This window comes from Streptomyces roseoviridis (genome assembly GCF_039535235.1).
In the GTDB taxonomy this organism is placed as follows: domain Bacteria; phylum Actinomycetota; class Actinomycetes; order Streptomycetales; family Streptomycetaceae; genus Streptomyces; species Streptomyces roseoviridis.
Genome location: NZ_BAAAWU010000001.1, coordinates 6,286,456 through 6,302,039, shown reverse-complemented (window position 1 = coordinate 6,302,039; position 15,584 = coordinate 6,286,456). Strand labels below are relative to the sequence as shown.

Here is a 15,584-nt window from a genome sequence, read left to right as displayed (position 1 = left end):
GGAATCTCCTGGACTGACGTGGACCCCGGAGACGTACGCGCCCTACAGCGCGAGCAGCTCCTTGGTCGTGATGGTGAGTAGCTCGGGTCCGCCGTCCGCCTCCTGGCGCACGACGAGCGTGTCATCGATCCGGACCCCGCCCCGGCCCGGGAGGTGGACCCCCGGTTCGACGGTGACCGGCACACAAGCGTCCAGTTTACCCATGGACGCGGGTGCGAGCTGCGGGTCCTCGTCGATTTCCAGGCCCACACCGTGCCCCGTGAGGGCGGTGGCGGTGTCGCCGTGGCCCGCCGCGGCGAGAATCTGCCGGGCCGCGCGGTCCACGTCCCGGTACGCCGCGCCCGGGGCCAGGGCCTCGCGTCCGGCGCGCTGAGCGGCGAAGACGAGGTCGTAGAGCTCGATCTGCCAGTCCGCGGGGGTGGTGCCGATGACGAAGGTGCGGCCGATCTCGCAGCGGTAGCCGCGGTAGTTGGCGCCGAGGCAGACGGAGAGGAAGTCGCCCTCCTCGACCCGCCGGTCGGTCGGCCTGTGCCCGACCCGGCCCGAATGCGGTCCGGTGGCCACCGAGGTGGGGAAGGCGGGCCCGTCGGCGCCGTGGTCGACCAGCCGCCGCTCCAGCTCCAGCGCGAGGTGCCGCTCGGTCCGGCCGACCAGGATCGACTCCAGGAGCTCTCCGAGGGCCTGGTCGGCGATCTCGGCCGCGATCCGCAGGCAGGCGATCTCGTCCTCGTCCTTGACGATCCTCAGCTGCTCGACGGCCGAGGACAGGTCGGCCAGGCGCAGGCTGGGCGCGACGGAACCCATGGCCCGGTGACGGGCGACGGTCAGATGGTGCTCCTCCACGGACAGGGCGTCGGCTCCCGCCTCGCGGGCGAAGCCGACCGCGGCGACGGCCGGGTCGCCGCCGTCCGTGGGCAGGACGACCTGGCGAAGGAGCTCGTCGAGCCGCCCGTCGGCCGGATCTCCGCCCGGGGCGGTCGGGCAGAGCAGCACGTCCTCGTCGGGGCCGAGCAGCAGCACGGCACCGGCGGGCGAACCGCCCGTGAGATAGCGGACATTCGCGGGGCGGGAGACCAGGGCCGCCGCGCTGCCGGCGGCCGCGCACCGGTCGCGCAGCCGCATCCGGCGGTCCGCATACAGCTCTGACATGCTCCGAGCCTACGAGCGCCCGGCCGGCCCGGCCTGTTGTGCGCGGCCGACCGGGCAGCGGGGTGGCGTGGACGGCGGCCGGGCGGCAGCCGGGGCCCTGGGCCGGTGGTCCGCCGTGCGCCGAGGGCCGGGGGCCATGGACGGCGGCCAGGCGGAAGTCGGGGGCTCAGGTCTGCGGCCGCGGCGCGAGCCGTGGGCTGGGACCGGCGGCCGCGGCGGGAGCCGACGGCCTGGACAGGCGGGCCGCCGGGAGCCAGGGCCCCGGGCCGGTGGTCCGCCCCGCGCCGAGGGCTGGGGGCCATGGACGGCGGCCAGGCGGAAGTCGGGGGCTCAGGTCTGCGGCCGCGGCGCGAGCCGTGGGCTGGGACCGGCGGCCGCGGCGGGAGCCGACGGCCTGGACAGGCGGGCCGCCGGGAGCCAGGGCCCCGGGCCGGTGGTCCGCCCCGCGCCGAGGGCTGGGGGCTCAGGTCTGCGGCCGCGGCGCGAGCCGTGGGCTGGGACCGGCGGCCGCTGCGGGAGCCGACGGCCTGGACAGGCGGGCCGCCGGGAGCCAGGGCCCCGGGCCGGTGGTCCGCCCCGCGCCGAGGGCCGGGGGCTCAGGTCTGCGGCCGCGCCGCGGGCCGAGAGCCGACCGCCAGTGGCTGCGGTCGGCCGGCCGGCTGGCCGGAAGCTTGTGTACGGGACGGGCGGCCTGCCTGCGCACCGAGGGCTCAGGACGGCGACCGCCCGCGAGCCCGGCGCCCGCCGGAAGCCGAAGCTCATGACTACGGCCGACCGTGAGCCGGGGCCCCGGGCCGGTAATCCGCCGCCCGCCGAGGGCCGGGGGCCATGGACGGCGGCCAGGCGGAAGTCGGGGGCTCAGGTCTGCGGCTGGCCGGATATCGCGCGGGCGAGGACCTCGTCGAGGACACGGGCCGTGGTCTCGACGTCGTACGTCGAGTTGTCGATGATCGGCAGGCCGGAGCCGTACCAGCCGGCCATCCGGCCGTGGATCGAGGCGACCTCCTCGTCGGAGAGGCGGCGGTTGCCGCTGCGTTCGGCGTTGCGCTCCAGGACGACGTCCAGGCCGGGGAGCAGGACGACGGGGAGCAGTCCGGGGCCCACGTGACGCTTCCAGCCGCCGAGGCCGACGACGGGCCAGTCGGGGAAGACGGCGTCGTCGAGGATGCAGGAGATGCCGTTGGCGAGGAAGTTGCGGGCGGCGAAGCCACAGGTGCGCCGGGCCAGCCGGTACTGGGCCTCGGAGTGCTCGTTCCAGCCGGACTGGGGGTCGGCGAAGCCGGAGCAGACCCACTCGCGGACGTCGTCCAGGCTGATGTGGGCCGTCGGGACGCTCCGGCGGCCGGCCCAGTGGCGGGCGACCGTGGTCTTGCCCGCGCCGGCCGGGCCGATGAGCAGCACGGCGATGGTGGCGGTGCCGGTGCCCGTCGCCGCGGGCGGCATCGCGATGTGCGAGGTGACCTGGGGCCCGGCCGGGGCGACCGGGGCGACCGGCGGGGCGTTCCAGCCGGCGGGCGGGCCGGGCGGTGCGCCCTGGGGCCCGGGCGGGACCGGGTAGGGGTGGTGCGGAGGCGCCGGCGGGACGGGCGGAGGCCCGCCCTGGGCCCGGGCGCCGACGGCGCCGGACGCCCACTGTGTGTGGCCGGCGGGTTCGTGCGGTGGCAACGGAGCCCCCATCCCGTGCTGCATCCGGTGCCCACTCCGTCCCTGCGCCGATGATTCCGTCGTTGCCGGAACGTTACCGCCCCCGGCTTCCCCAGGGGAAACGGCCGGGGGCGGATCGACGTGCCCGGATCAGGAACCGAGCTCCTCGGCGAGCGCGCGCAGCGCGAGCCGGTAGGAGCCGATGCCGAATCCGGCGACGGTCCCGGTGGCCACGGCGGCGACCACCGACGTGTGCCGGAACTCCTCGCGGGCGTACGGGTTCGAGATGTGCACCTCGATCAGCGGCGCGGTGCGCTGGGCCGCCGCGTCGCGCATCCCGTACGAGTAGTGCGTGAAGGCGCCGGGGTTGAGGACGACCGGGAGGGATCCGTCGGCGGCCTCGTGCAGCCAGCGGATCATCTCGCCCTCGTCGTTGGTCTCCCGCACCTCGACGTCGAAGCCGAGCTCCTCGCCGAGGGCGCGGCAGGACTCCACCAGTCCCTTGTACGAGGTGGCCCCGTAGATGTCGGGCTCGCGCGAGCCGAGGCGGCCGAGATTCGGGCCGTTCAGCACGAGGACGCGGCGCGGCTCGTTCACGCCGACACCTCGCCGTACGCGGCGACCAGGACGGCCGGGTCCGGGCCCTCCAGGACGGTCGGCTTGGCGAGCCCGTCGAGGACGATGAAGCGCAGCAGGTCGCCGCGGGACTTCTTGTCGACCTTCATCGTCTCCAGCAGCTTGGGCCACTGGTCGCCGCGGTAGGTCAGCGGCAGGCCGACCGACTCCAGGACCGCGCGGTGACGGTCGGCGGTGGCGTCGTCGAGGCGGCCGGCGAGCCGGCCCAGCTCGGCGGCGAAGACCATGCCGACGGAGACGGCGGCGCCGTGGCGCCACTTGTACCGCTCGTTCTTCTCGATGGCGTGCGCGAGGGTGTGGCCGTAGTTGAGGATCTCGCGGCGGCCGGCCTCCTTGAGGTCGCCGGAGACGACCTCGGCCTTGACCCGGATCGACCGCTCGATGAGCTCGGCGGTGTGCGGTCCTGCCGGGGTGCGGGCGGCCTGCGGGTCGGCCTCGATCAGGTCGAGGATGACCGGGTCGGCGATGAAGCCCGCCTTGATGATCTCGGCGAGGCCGCTGACGTAGTCGTTGACCGGCAGCGAGTCGAGCGCGGCGAGGTCGCACAGCACCCCGGCGGGCGGGTGGAAGGCGCCGACGAGGTTCTTGCCCTCGGCGGTGTTGATGCCGGTCTTGCCGCCGACGGCGGCGTCGACCATCGCGAGGACGGTGGTGGGCACCGCGATCCAGCGCACGCCCCGCAGCCAGGTCGCGGCGACGAAGCCGGCCAGGTCGGTGGTGGCGCCGCCGCCGACACCGACGACGAGGTCGCTGCGGGTGAAGCCGGTCTGGCCGAGCGCCTTCCAGCAGTAGGCGGCGACCTCGGCGGTCTTGGCCTCCTCGGCGTTGGGCACCTGGATGGCGACGGCCTCGTAGCCCTGCTCGGCGAGGTCGGCGCGCAGCGCCTCGCCCGTCTCGGCCAGCGCCTCGGGGTGGATCACCGCGATCCGCTTGACCGAGGGGCCGATCAGTCCGGGGAGCTCGCCGAGCAGCTGCCGGCCGACCAGCACCTCGTACGGGTCGGTGCCCGCGGAGCCGCCGACCTGGATGCGGGTCACTGCCTGGTCCGTCATACGTCCTTCAACTCCAGTGCGTCGAGGATCGCGTCGGCGACCTCTTCGGGGGTGCGCTCGTCCGTGGCGACGACGGCGCGGGCGACTTCTTCGTACAGGTGGCGGCGCGCGTCCATCAGCTCGCGCCACTGGCGGCGCGGGTTGACGGCGAGCAGCGGCCGGGCGGCGCCGAGGCCGACCCGGCGCACGGCGGCCTCGACGTCCATGGAGAGGTACGCGACGGGCAGCCCGCGCAGCAGCGCGCGGGTGCCCTCGTCGAGCACGGCGCCGCCGCCGAGCGCGAGGACGCCCTCGTGCTCGGTGACGGCCGTGCGCACGGCCTCGCGTTCGAGCGCGCGGAAGTGGTCCTCGCCGTCCTCGACGAAGATGTCGGCGATCTCGCGTCCCTCGGCGGCGACGATGTCGGCGTCGGTGTCCCGGTAGGCGGCTCCGAGCCGTTCGGCGAGGAGCGCGCCCACGGTGGACTTGCCGGAGCCCATCGGACCGACGAGGACGACCAGCGGGCCGCCGGTCACCGGATGTGGAGGTGGTCGAGGTAGGAACGGACGTTGCGGCGGGTCTCGGGGACCGAGTCGCCGCCGAACTTCTCCAGGACGGCGTCGGCGAGGACCAGGGCGACCATCGCCTCGGCGACGATGCCGGCGGCCGGGACGGCGCAGACGTCGGAGCGCTGGTGGTGGGCGGCCGCGGCCTCTCCGGTGGCCACGTCGACGGTCGCGAGGGCGCGCGGGACGGTGGCGATGGGCTTCATGGCGGCGCGGACGCGCAGCAGCTCGCCGGTGGTCAGGCCGCCCTCGGTGCCGCCGGAGCGGCCGGAGGTGCGCCGGATGCCGTCCTCGGTGGCCACGATCTCGTCGTGGGCCTTGGAGCCGGGCACCCGGGCGAGCTCGAAGCCGTCGCCGACCTCGACGCCCTTGATGGCCTGGATGCCCATGAGGGCGGCGGCGAGCCGGGCGTCGAGACGCCGGTCCCAGTGGACGTGGGAGCCGAGGCCGACCGGCACGCCGTAGGCGAGGACCTCGACGACGCCGCCGAGGGTGTCGCCGTCCTTGTGGGCCTGGTCGATCTCCGCGACCATCGCCTTCGACGCGTCGGCGTCGAGGCAGCGCACCGGGTCGGCGTCGAGCTTCTCGACGTCGGCGGGGGTCGGGTAGACGCCGTAGGGGGCCTTGGCGGCGGCGAGCTCGACCACGTGGGAGACGATCTCGATGCCTGCCGCCTCCTTGAGGAAGGAGCGGGCCACGGCGCCGAGGGCGACGCGGGCGGCGGTCTCGCGGGCGCTGGCGCGCTCCAGGATCGGCCGGGCCTCGTCGAAGCCGTACTTCTGCATGCCGGCCAGGTCGGCATGACCGGGCCGGGGGCGGGTCAGCGGCGCGTTGCGCGCGGAGCCGGCCAGCTCGTCGGGGTCGACCGGGTCGGCCGACATGACCTTCTCCCACTTGGGCCACTCGGTGTTGCCGACCATGACGGCGATCGGCGAGCCGAGGGAGAGGCCGTGGCGGACGCCGCCGAGGAAGGTGATCTCGTCCTGCTCGAACTTCATGCGGGCACCGCGTCCATAGCCGAGGCGCCGCCGCGCGAGATGGTCCGCCACCAGCTCCGTGGTGACCGGAACGCCGGCCGGAAGTCCCTCAAGGGTTGCAACCAGCGCGGGTCCGTGGGACTCCCCCGCCGTCAGCCAACGCAACCTGCTCAACGATGCTCCTCATGCTCGCGCCTGGGCACTGCGACGGCGCGACCTGGGTGCGCGGCCCTGGTCCGCCACCCCCGATCCTCCCACGTCCCGGCGGTCGATCGACCGCCGGTCCACGGGTCGGGACACATGTCTCACGTCGCGGGGACGCGAGTCTCAGGTGTCGGGCGTGGTTTCCGCCGTGCCGGGCGGGGTGGCGCCGCGTTCCCGCCACCAGTCGCGCACCCGCGTCCCGATGACGTAGAGGACGAAGGCACCCCCCAGAACGAGTACCGGATATCGGATCCAGTCCGGCAGCGCCATGAAGGCGATCCGGATCAGTCCCCACACCAGATACGCGAGATCGAATCCAATATCCCATTTCGACGCGAGCAGCACGTCGCCCCCTGACTTGCGGTCTCTTCCTGATCAGCGCTCGGCGAGCGCCTTCTCCCCCGCCGCCCGCATGGCCGCGAGCGGCCCGGGAGTGCGGCCGGTCATCTGCTCGACCTGGAGCACCGCCTGGTGGACCAGGAGGTCGAGCCCCCCGACGACCTTTCCTCCGCGCGCCGACCAGGCGGCGGCGAGCCGGGTGGGCCACGGGTCGTAGAGGACGTCGAACAGAGTGCCGGGCCCGTCGGGGACGGCCCCTGCGAGCACGTCGGTGGTCCCCGCCGGGGTGGTCGCGATCACCAGGGGCGCGGCGAACGCCTCGGCGGCCGCGTCCCAGGCCGCGGTGCGCACGTCGACGCCGAGCCGCTCGCCCCAGCCCCGCATCTCCTGCGCGCGCGCCTCGCTGCGGACGTACGCGGTGACGGGCCCCGAGCAGATCCGGGCCAGCGCGGCGAGCGCCGAGGAGGCGGTGGCCCCGGCGCCGAGGACGGCCGCGCTGTCCACCTTCTCGACGCCCCGCTCGCGCAGCGCGGCGACCATGCCGGGGATGTCGGTGTTGTCGCCGACCCGGCGTCCGTCCTCGGTGAGGACGACCGTGTTGACCGCCTCGACCGAGGCCGCGGTGTCGGTGACCTCGTCGAGCAGCGGGATGATCGCCCGCTTGAGCGGCATGGTCAGCGACAGCCCGGCCCAGGACGCGTCCAGCTCGCCCACGAAGCCGGGCAGCGCGGCCTCGTCGACCTCGAAGCGCTCGTACGACCAGTCGTCGAGGCCGAGCTCCCGGTAGGCGGCGCGGTGCAGGACCGGCGACAGGGAGTGGGCGATGGGCGAACCGAGGACGGCCGCCCGCCGGGTGGGACTCATCGTTCAGTTCCCCGCATTGAACTTCTCGACGAGCCTGTCGTGCTCGGCGAGGGTCTTGGCGAATTCGGTCTTGCTCATGCCGTCGGTGGCGACGAAGTACATCCAGCCGTCGTTCGTCGGGTGCAGGGCGGCGTTCACCGCCTCCACACCGGGGTTGCCGATCGGCCCGGGCGTCAGGCCCTTGTGCTTGTAGGTGTTGTACGGGTCCGGGTTGCTCAGGATCTCCTTGCGGGTGATCTTGATCTTGCTCTGGCCCGTCAGATAGTTGTACGTCGAGTCGAACTGCAGGAGCTGGAACGTCTCCTTGTTGTCCGGCCCGAGGCGGTTGTAGATGACCTCGGCCATCTTCGTGAAGTCGTCGTGCGTCTTGCCCTCGGCCTGCACGAGGCTCGCGACCGTGACGAGCTCCCACGGGCCCTTGAGCCCGAGCTGCGTCGCCTTCGACTCCAGGTCGAGCTTGCCGTACTCCTGGTTGGCGCGCGCGACCATCTTGCGCAGGGCGTCCTCGGGCTCGGCGCCCTTGGCGACGGGGTAGCTCGCCGGGAAGAGGAAGCCCTCCAGCGGGTCCTTGACCTCGGGGTGGTTCTTGGCCCAGTCGGGCAGGCCCAGGTCGTCCGCCCGCTTGAAGGCGACCTCCTTGGTGGTGCCCGGCTTGAGCCCGAGACGCTTGTCGAGCTGGTCGTACACCCAGGCGTTGCGCTTGCCCTCGGGGATGACGAAGTTCGCCTTGCTCGCCGGGCTGAGCATGAGCGCGACGGCGCTCTCGGCCGACATCTCCTTCTTCAGCGTGTAGACGCCGGCCTGGATCGTCAGGCCCTTGGGGTTCTTCTGCTGGGCGGAGACGAAGGCGTCGACGCTCTTCACGACGCCGGCCTTCTTCAGGATGTTGCCGATGACGTAACCGCCGGCGTCCTGGGGGATCTCGACCTGGACCTCGCCGGCGCCGGTGCCCGCGTAGTCCGGCGCGGCACCGAACTGGCCCTGCCAGAACTGGTAGCCGAAGTAGCCGACGCCGCCGACACCGCCCACGAGGACGAGCGCCACGACCAGGCAGGCCACGCCGTTCTTGGCCTTCTTGCCCTTGTTGCGGTTCTTGCCGCCACGGCGGTCGCGCCCCGCGCGGCGGCCGGCCGGCTCCTCCTCGTACTCGTCGTACTCGTCGTCGTCCCGTCCGGAGCGGTCGTCCCGGCCCCCGCCCGGGGCGTCCTCACCGGTGAAGAAGGGGTGCCGCTCCTCTTCCTGCGCCTCCGCCTCCCAGTCGTTCACCGGCTGCGGGGGCACCTGCCGGCGGCCCGGGGGCTCCGGCGGCGGATACGCCTCGGGGGTGCCGTAGAGGTCGGGGTTCTGACCGCCGTACGGGTCGGCCGGAGGGGCGGTGTACGACATGGCCGCCTGGCTCGTCTCCCAGGTGCCGTCGTACTGCTGTGCGGGATATCCGGGCGTGTCGTGACCGCCCGGATTCCCGTACTGCTGCTCGCCGTACCGCTGCTCGTCGTACTGCTGTGCGCCGTACTCCTGCTGCTGGTACATGCCCTCGGCATATCCCTGCTGCTGCCCGTACGGGTCCTGATGACCGTACTGCTGGGCCTGCTGCGGGTCCTGATGACCGTACTGCTGCGCCTGCTGCGGCTCCTGGTGGCCGTACTGCTGGGTCTGCTGCGGCTCCTGGTGCCCGTACTGCTGCGCCTGCTGCGGGTACTGCTGCTGGCCCTCCCACCCCTGATCCCCGTACAGAGGATCCGTGGGGTGCCACGGTTCGGAGCCGGGGCTCCGGCCATACTCAGTCATCGATCCCCAAACAGCCGCGAGGCTTCCGGACCATCAGCCTCTACGTTGTGCGGCAGCTGTTCGAACACCGCCACATCGCGGGGAACGTTACCGTATCGCGATCAGTTGACCACTTCGACGCCCTCACCGGGCGGATTACCTGATACCCGTTCGGACTCAAGAGCGTTCTGAAGGATGATCACCGCGGCGGCCTGATCGACGACGGACCGCCCCTTCTTCGCCTTCACTCCCGAGGCCCGCAGCCCCTGGGTCGCCGTGACCGTCGTCATGCGCTCGTCCACCAGCCGGACCGGGACGGGGGCGATGCCCTTGGCCATCTCCCGGGCGAAGGCACGGACCTTGGTCGCGGCCGGGCCCTCCCGTCCGCTGAGCGAGCGGGGCAGGCCCACGACGACCTCGATCGGCTCGTACTCCTCGACGAGTCGGCGCAGCCGCCGGTGGGCGGCCGGGACGTCGCGTCCCGGCACGGTCTCCACCGGCGTGGCCAGGACCCCGTCGGGGTCGCACGAGGCGACCCCGATCCGGGCGTCCCCGACGTCGACGGCGAGTCGTCGTCCTCGGCGCATCGTCACGCGGTTTCCACGACCAGGCGCTCGACGGCGTCGATGGCCTCGCCGACGGCCTGCGGGTTCTGGCCGCCGCCCTGGGCGACGTCCGGCTTGCCGCCACCGCCGCCGCCGAGGGTCTTGGCGGCCGTGCGGACCAGCTCGCCGGCCTTGAAGCCGCGCTCACGGGCGGCCTCGTTGGTGGCGATGACCGTGAGGGGCTTGCCGCCCACCGTGCTGAACAGGGCCACCACGGCCGGGCGGTCGGACGGGATGCGGCCGCGGACGTCCAGGACCAGCCTGCGCAGGTCGTCGGCGCCGGTGCCGTCCGGCACCTGGCCGGTCACCAGGGCGACGCCCCGGACGTCCTTGGCGGACTCGACCAGACCGGCGGCGGCCTGGAGGACCTTCTCCGCGCGGAACTTCTCGATCTCCTTCTCGGCGTCCTTCAGCTTGCCGAGCATCGAGGAGATCTTCTCCGGCAGCTCCTCGGGGCGGCCCTTGACCAGCTCCTGGAGCTGGGCGACGACCGTGTGCTCCTTGGCGAGGAAGTTGTACGCGTCGACACCGACGAGGGCCTCGATGCGGCGCACGCCGGAGCCGATGGAGGACTCGCCGAGCAGCTTCACCAGACCCAGCTGGGCGGTGTTGTGCACGTGCGTGCCGCCGCACAGCTCCTTGGAGAAGTCGCCGATGGTGACGACGCGGACCTTCTCGCCGTACTTCTCGCCGAACTCGGCGATGGCGCCCTGCCGCTTGGCCTCGTCGATCGGCATGACCTCGGCGTGCACGTCGAGCTCGCGGGCGAGGACCTCGTTGATCTTCTGCTCGACGTCCATGAGGACCGTGCCGGGCACGGCGTTCGGCGAGCCGAAGTCGAAGCGGAAGCGGCCGGGCTGGTTCTCGGAACCGGCCTGGGCGGCCGTGGGGCCCAGGGCGTCGCGCAGTGCCTGGTGGGTCAGGTGCGTGGCCGAGTGGGCGCGGGCGATGGCGCGGCGGCGGCGCACGTCGATGGCGGCGTAGGCGGTGGCGCCCACGGTCACCTCGCCGACCTGCACCGAGCCCTTGTGCACGGAGACGCCGGGCACCGGCTGCTGCACGTCGCGGACCTCGATGACGGCACCGGAGTGCAGCCTGATGCGGCCCTGGTCGGCGATCTGGCCGCCGCCCTCGGCGTAGAACGGGGTGCGGTCGAGGACGACCTCGACCTCGTCGCCCTCGGAGGCGGCGGGGGACGGGACGCCGTTGACCAGCAGGCCGACGACGGTGGTCTCGCCCTCGGTGTTGGTGTAGCCGGTGAACTCGGTGGCGCCGGCCGCGTCGGCGATCTCGCGGTACGAGGTCAGGTCGGCGTGGCCGCTCTTCTTGGCCTGGGCGTCGGCCTTGGCGCGCTCCCGCTGCTCCTGCATCAGGCGGCGGAAGCCGTCCTCGTCCACGGACAGGCCCTGCTCGGCGGCCATCTCCAGGGTCAGGTCGATCGGGAAGCCCCAGGTGTCGTGGAGCAGGAACGCCTTGTCGCCGGAGAGGACCGTGCCGCCGGCGGCCTTGGTCTCGGTGACGGCGGTGTCGAGGATATTGGTGCCGCCCTTGAGGGCCTTGAGGAAGGCGGCCTCCTCGGCGAGGGCGACGGCCTCGATGCGCTTGCGGTCGGTGACCAGCTCCGGGTACTGCTCGCCCATCGTGTTGATCACCGTGTCGACGAGCTCGCCGACGACGGGGCCGGTGGCGCCGAGCAGGCGCATGTTGCGGACGGCGCGGCGCATGATGCGGCGCAGCACGTAGCCGCGGCCCTCGTTGCCGGGGGTGACGCCGTCGCCGATGAGCATCACGGAGGTGCGCATGTGGTCGGCGACCACGCGCAGCGAGACGTCGCTGTCCTGGGACGCGCCGTAGGTGACGCCGGTCAGCTCGGTGGCCTTGTCGATGACGACCTTGAGGGTGTCGGTCTCGTACATGTTCTGCACGCCCTGGAGGATCATCGCCAGGCGCTCCATGCCGAGGCCGGTGTCGATGTTCTTCGACGGCAGGTCGCCGAGGATCTCGAAGTCCTCCTTGCCGATGCCCCGGCCCCGCTCGTACTGCATGAAGACGAGGTTCCAGATCTCGACGTACCGCTCGTCGTTGACGGCGGGGCCGCCCTCGACGCCGAACTCGGGGCCGCGGTCGTAGTTGATCTCGGAGCACGGGCCGCAGGGGCCGGGAACGCCCATGGACCAGAAGTTGTCCTTCTTGCCCAGGCGCTGGATGCGCTCGGCGGGGACGCCGACGACGTCGCGCCAGATCTGCTCGGCCTCGTCGTCGTCCTGGTAGACGGTGATCCAGAGCTTCTCCGGCTCGAGCCCGTAGCCGCCGTGCTCGACCGAGGAGGTCAGCAGCTCCCAGGCGAGCTTGATGGCGCCTTCCTTGAAGTAGTCGCCGAAGGAGAAGTTGCCGCACATCTGGAAGAACGTGCCGTGGCGGGTGGTCTTGCCGACCTCTTCGATGTCGGGGGTGCGCACGCACTTCTGCACGCTGGCCGCGCGCGGGAAGGGCGGCTTGACCTCACCCAGGAAGTAGGGCTTGAAGGGCACCATGCCGGCGGGGACGAGCAGCAGAGTCGGGTCGTCCGCGATGAGCGACGCCGAAGGGACGACGGTGTGCCCGCGCTCCTCGAAGAAGCTCAGCCAGCGGCGGCGGATTTCAGCCGACTCCATCAGTGGTCCTCATTCCGGTTGTACGTGAGCGAATAGGTGGTCGTGTCTGGGGTGGTGCGGGGTGCGAGCGCCGCCCTGCGGCGTGCTGCGCCGAGCGCGCGGTCGTCGTCCGGGTCGGCGGGGGCGTCGAGGCCGAGTGCCTCGCCGAGCTCGGCCTCGCGCCGGCGCATGTTCGCCTGCACGTCGAGGGCGAAGTCCTTCAGCCGGTGGCCTGCCTCGACGGCCTTGTCGGCCGCCTGTGCGGCGAGGCTCTCGGGGGTCAGCTGCCTGAGCTTGCGGTTGACCTTGGTGGTGGCCCACACGCCGGCGGCGGCGCCCGCGGTGAACCAGAACGTACGGCGGAACATCGTGCTCAGCCCTTCTGCTTCCGGCGCCTCACGGACGGCACGGTGCGACCGACGATCACCGTACGCCGCTCGCGTCGCGCGGGCGGCGCCTCCTGCCGGTCCCGGCCGAGCGCCTTGCGCACCCCGTAGCCGAAGGCGGCGACCTTGACGAGCGGGCCGCCGAAGGTGGAGGCGACGGTGGTGGACAGCGCGGAGGCGTTGGAGGTGACTTCCTGGACGTCCGAGGCGATGGCGTCGACCCGGTCGAGCTGGGTCCGTGCGGAGCGGACGGTGGCGGAGGCGTCGGCGAGCAGCGGGACGGCCTGCTCGGTCACGTCCGCCACGAGCTTGGTGGTCGCCTTGAGCGTCTGCGCCAGTCTCACCAGCACCACGGCGAGGAAGGAGACGAGGATCGCCCAGAACACGGCCACCAGGATCCCGGCTACCTCACCACCGGTCACGCTGCACCGCTCTCTGCTGTCGTCGGGCCCCGGACGGTCGTCGGACCCCTGCTGATAAACCTCCTCCGACCCTATCGCGCCGACGCTCTTGCGCCGTACCGCATTACCGCTCGCGGGAGGGGGCCGCCGGGGACGATTGTACGGAGCGCGCGCGGGTGAGTACGCTCCGTGTGCCATGCGACGGAGCAATCTCCCTGCGGAGCTGAATCGGTTCGTGGGACGGGCCGCCGAACAGGACGAAGTGGCTCGGCTGCTCGGCGAGTTCCGGCTGGTCACGGTCGTCGGGGTGGGCGGCGTCGGCAAGACGCGGCTGGCCCTCAGGGTCGCCGGAGCACTGCAGAAACGCTACGTCGACGGCGTCCGGCTCGCGGAGCTGGCCTCGCTGCGTGACCCGGAGCTGGTGGCGCACGCCCTGGTGGAGGCGCTCGGCCTGACCGATCACACGGTGCGCACACCGCGCGAGGTGCTGCGCGAGCACCTGGCGGAGCTGCGGCTGCTGCTGGTCGTGGACGGTTTCGAGCACCTGGTGGAGGAGTGCGCGGGGCTGCTGCGGGAGCTCCTGCGGGGCTGTCCGGGGCTCACGGTGCTGGCGGCGGGCCGCCGGCCGCTGCGGGTGGACGGAGAGGCGGTGTTCGGGCTCACGCCGATGGACGAGCCGGACGCGATGGCGCTGCTGACCGACCGCGCGCTGGAGGCGGGGGCCGCCGTGCCGGGCGACCGGGAGACGCTGCGGGAGCTGGTCCGGCGGCTGGACGGGATTCCGCTGGCGCTCGAACTGGCGGCGGCCCGGCTGCCGCTGCTCGACCCGGTGCAGGTGCTGCGGCGGCTCGACGACCGTTTCCGGCTGCTCGACGGCGGCCGGCGGGGCGCGCTCTGGCGGCACCGGACGCTGCGCACGGCGATCGGCTGGAGCCACGAGCTGTGCACGCCGGAGGAACGGCTGCTGTGGGCGCGGCTCTCGGTGTTCGCGGGGCCGTTCGACCTGGAGGCGGTGGAGTACGTCTGCGGGGGGCCGGAGCTGCCGGCGGACCGGGTGCTCGACGTGCTGGGCGAACTGCTCGCCCAGTCCCTGGTGGCGCGGGAGGAGACGGCGGCGGGGGTGCGCTACCGGATGCTGGACACGGTGCGGGCGTACGGCGCCGAGTGGCTGGCGGCGCTCGGCGACACCGAGCGGATGCGGCGCCGGCACCGGGACTGGTACACGGGTCTGGCCACCTGGTGGGAGCTCGAGTGGTTCAGTGCGCGGCAGGCGGAGGTGGCGGCCGGTACGGACGTGGCGCTGCCGAATCTGCGGGCGGCCCTGGAGCTGTGTCTGGAGTCGCCGGAGGAGGCCGCGCTCGCCCAGCACCTGGCGGGGACGCTGTGGTTCTACTGGGCCGGGTGCGGGCGGCTGTCGGAGGGACGGCACTGGCTGGACCGGTCGCTGGCCATGCCCGGTGCCGAGGAGGTGACGCTGCACGAGGACGCCCGGCTCAAGGCGCTGTGGGTGCTCGGCTACGTGGCCGTCCTGCAGGGGGATCCGACGGCGGCGGTGGCGGCGCTGCACGAGTGCGGGGAACGGGCCCGGATCACGGGGAACGAGGTGGCCCAGGCGTACGCGACGCACCGGATGGGCTGTCTGGCGCTGCTGTCGGACGACATGCCGCGGGCCGAGGAGCTGATCGGCGGGGCGCTCGCGACCTACGCGGAGCTCGGCGAGCTGAACAGCAACGTGCTGATGGGGCAGGTCGAGCTGGCGATGGCGCGGGTGTTCCAGGGGGACCTGGAGGGTGCGGTGGCGCTGTGCGCGCAGGTGCGGGAGGCCTGTGAGGAGCGGGGCGAGCGCTGGACGCGGGCGTACGCGCTCTATGTGCTCGCGTACGCGGCGCTGACCGGTGGTGATCACGGGACGGCGCGGGAGCTGCTGGTCGAGTGCGTCTCGATCAACCACGCCTTCCACGATCTGGTGGGCCTCGTCCTGGCCCTGGAGCTGCTGGCACTGGTGACGGCGGCCGAGGGGGACGCGGCGGAGGCGGCGGTGTTGCAGGGTGCGGCGCGGCCCGTGTGGGACTCGGTGGGCGTGCCGGTGTTCGGTTCGTCGTACTTCAACGGGCCGAGGGAGCTGTGCGGGCGGCAGCTGGGCGAGGCGCTGGGCGAGGACGGGTACGCGCTGCGCTACCGGGAGGGGCTGGCGCTGTCGCTGGACGAGGCGGTGGCGCGGGCGCTCGCCGACCGCGGGGGTCCGGCCGGACGGGGGCGTACGGGGCAGGAGGCGGCGCGCCCGTTCCGTAGGGGGTCGTCACCGGTCCCGGACACGCGGAAGCCCGCCGGCTCCCCCACCGTGAAGGGCGGGGAAGCGGCGGGCTGAACACCGCGGAGGTG

The 15,584-nt window shown here is 73.1% G+C and carries 14 protein-coding genes; 1 reads left to right on the top strand and 13 read right to left on the bottom strand.

The window, feature by feature from the left end:
- Window positions 1-42 precede the first annotated feature (42 nt).
- From ABD954_RS28510 to ABD954_RS28450, 13 genes are all read right to left on the bottom strand, one after another.
- Entirely contained in the window at window positions 43-1,149 is a 1,107-nt protein-coding gene (locus ABD954_RS28510) for an aminopeptidase P family protein (protein ID WP_345490250.1), read from the bottom strand.
- Between the two features lie 858 nt (window positions 1,150-2,007).
- Window positions 2,008-2,838 (bottom strand): AAA family ATPase, encoded by an 831-nt coding sequence (locus ABD954_RS28505; RefSeq protein ID WP_345490249.1) that lies wholly within the window; start codon window positions 2,836-2,838, stop codon window positions 2,008-2,010.
- Window positions 2,839-2,943: 105 nt separating this feature from the next.
- Complete coding sequence (gene aroQ, locus ABD954_RS28500) at window positions 2,944-3,390, bottom strand: type II 3-dehydroquinate dehydratase (protein WP_345490248.1); 447 nt, start codon at window positions 3,388-3,390, stop codon at window positions 2,944-2,946.
- Window positions 3,387-4,481, bottom strand: a complete 1,095-nt coding sequence (gene aroB, locus ABD954_RS28495; protein ID WP_345490247.1) for a 3-dehydroquinate synthase — start codon at window positions 4,479-4,481, stop codon at window positions 3,387-3,389. Before aroB ends, aroQ begins: the two co-directional genes overlap by 4 nt.
- Entirely contained in the window at window positions 4,478-4,996 is a 519-nt protein-coding gene (locus tag ABD954_RS28490; RefSeq protein WP_345490246.1) for a shikimate kinase, read from the bottom strand. Before ABD954_RS28490 ends, aroB begins: the two co-directional genes overlap by 4 nt.
- Window positions 4,993-6,177 (bottom strand): chorismate synthase, encoded by a 1,185-nt coding sequence (gene aroC / locus ABD954_RS28485; RefSeq protein WP_345490245.1) that lies wholly within the window; start codon window positions 6,175-6,177, stop codon window positions 4,993-4,995. Before aroC ends, ABD954_RS28490 begins: the two co-directional genes overlap by 4 nt.
- 153 nt (window positions 6,178-6,330) lie before the next feature.
- On the bottom strand, window positions 6,331-6,552 hold the full coding sequence (locus ABD954_RS28480; RefSeq protein WP_345490244.1) for a hypothetical protein: 222 nt from the start codon (window positions 6,550-6,552) through the stop codon (window positions 6,331-6,333).
- A gap of 30 nt (window positions 6,553-6,582) precedes the next feature.
- Window positions 6,583-7,410, bottom strand: a complete 828-nt coding sequence (locus ABD954_RS28475) for a shikimate dehydrogenase (protein ID WP_345490243.1) — start codon at window positions 7,408-7,410, stop codon at window positions 6,583-6,585.
- A gap of 3 nt (window positions 7,411-7,413) precedes the next feature.
- The gene (gene mltG, locus ABD954_RS28470) at window positions 7,414-9,198 is read right to left on the bottom strand and encodes an endolytic transglycosylase MltG (protein ID WP_345490242.1); all 1,785 of its coding nucleotides are present in this window, start codon (window positions 9,196-9,198) and stop codon (window positions 7,414-7,416) included.
- Window positions 9,199-9,299: 101 nt separating this feature from the next.
- Complete coding sequence (gene ruvX, locus ABD954_RS28465) at window positions 9,300-9,764, bottom strand: Holliday junction resolvase RuvX (protein ID WP_345492523.1); 465 nt, start codon at window positions 9,762-9,764, stop codon at window positions 9,300-9,302.
- Between the two features lie 2 nt (window positions 9,765-9,766).
- Complete coding sequence (alaS, locus tag ABD954_RS28460; RefSeq protein ID WP_345490241.1) at window positions 9,767-12,436, bottom strand: alanine--tRNA ligase; 2,670 nt, start codon at window positions 12,434-12,436, stop codon at window positions 9,767-9,769.
- Entirely contained in the window at window positions 12,436-12,783 is a 348-nt protein-coding gene (locus tag ABD954_RS28455; protein WP_345490239.1) for a hypothetical protein, read from the bottom strand. Before ABD954_RS28455 ends, alaS begins: the two co-directional genes overlap by 1 nt.
- 5 nt (window positions 12,784-12,788) lie before the next feature.
- On the bottom strand, window positions 12,789-13,223 hold the full coding sequence (locus ABD954_RS28450; protein ID WP_345490237.1) for a DUF948 domain-containing protein: 435 nt from the start codon (window positions 13,221-13,223) through the stop codon (window positions 12,789-12,791).
- Window positions 13,224-13,398: 175 nt separating this feature from the next.
- Here ABD954_RS28450 and ABD954_RS28445 point away from each other — a divergent pair, with 175 nt between their 5' ends.
- Window positions 13,399-15,570, top strand: coding sequence for an ATP-binding protein (locus tag ABD954_RS28445; RefSeq protein WP_345490236.1), 2,172 nt, complete (start codon window positions 13,399-13,401; stop codon window positions 15,568-15,570).
- Window positions 15,571-15,584 lie beyond the last annotated feature (14 nt).

Excerpts from the sequence above, each read along its gene's own strand:
- alaS (WP_345490241.1), bottom strand. The coding sequence starts at position 12,436 with ATGGAGTCGGCTGAAATCCGCCGCCGCTGGCTGAGCTTCTTCGAGGAG.
- ABD954_RS28505 (WP_345490249.1), bottom strand. The coding sequence starts at position 2,838 with ATGCAGCACGGGATGGGGGCTCCGTTGCCACCGCACGAACCCGCCGGC.
- mltG (WP_345490242.1), bottom strand. The coding sequence starts at position 9,198 with ATGACTGAGTATGGCCGGAGCCCCGGCTCCGAACCGTGGCACCCCACG.
- ruvX (WP_345492523.1), bottom strand. The coding sequence starts at position 9,764 with ATGCGCCGAGGACGACGACTCGCCGTCGACGTCGGGGACGCCCGGATC.
- ABD954_RS28455 (WP_345490239.1), bottom strand. The coding sequence starts at position 12,783 with ATGTTCCGCCGTACGTTCTGGTTCACCGCGGGCGCCGCCGCCGGCGTG.
- ABD954_RS28510 (WP_345490250.1), bottom strand. The coding sequence starts at position 1,149 with ATGTCAGAGCTGTATGCGGACCGCCGGATGCGGCTGCGCGACCGGTGC.
- ABD954_RS28445 (WP_345490236.1), top strand. The coding sequence starts at position 13,399 with ATGCGACGGAGCAATCTCCCTGCGGAGCTGAATCGGTTCGTGGGACGG.
- ABD954_RS28475 (WP_345490243.1), bottom strand. The coding sequence starts at position 7,410 with ATGAGTCCCACCCGGCGGGCGGCCGTCCTCGGTTCGCCCATCGCCCAC.
- aroB (WP_345490247.1), bottom strand. The coding sequence starts at position 4,481 with ATGACGGACCAGGCAGTGACCCGCATCCAGGTCGGCGGCTCCGCGGGC.